The following is a 450-nucleotide window of genomic DNA, read 5'->3' as shown; positions in this document are numbered from 1 at the left end:
GTGCGCAGGGACTCCGTGAGGACATCGGGGCGCAGCAGCGGCGCGAGGGCGGGGGCGAGAAGCTCCGACTGGCCCGGCACGGAGGGGTAGTTGAGCCCCAGGTTGATCGGCGACGTGGTCGCAGGTTCGGCGAGCGCGTGGCCCGAGGCGGGCGGCGCGGCCCGGACGAACGTGCCGCGCCCGACCTCGCCGACGACCAGTCCGCGCCGCACCAGCTCGGCGTACACCCGCCCGGCCGCCGATCCGGCGATCCCGCGCCGCCGTGCGAACACCCGCTGCGGAGGCAGCCGTTCACCGGGCTTGAGCCGCCCGGCGGCGATGTCGTCGGCGATCCGCTCGGCGATCCGCCGGTAGTCCTCCACCACGTGAGCCCCCTGATCCGCGCCCCGGAACAGGATTGCACCGAGGGCAAAGATCTTATTGCACCGAGGAGTTGGGCCTGCCTAGGGT

1 protein-coding gene is annotated in these 450 nt (G+C 73.6%); it reads right to left on the bottom strand.

Annotation, left to right across the window (positions count from 1 at the left end):
- On the bottom strand, positions 1–365 hold a 365-nt coding region (locus J1M87_RS25150), incomplete at its 3' end, for a GntR family transcriptional regulator (RefSeq protein ID WP_206492450.1).
- Positions 366–450: the final 85 nt, after the last annotated feature.

The sequence above is a fragment of the Rhodococcus sp. KRD162 genome, assembly GCF_017168335.1.
Lineage (GTDB): Bacteria > Actinomycetota > Actinomycetes > Mycobacteriales > Mycobacteriaceae > Rhodococcoides.
This window is presented reverse-complemented; position numbering and strand designations above follow the sequence as displayed.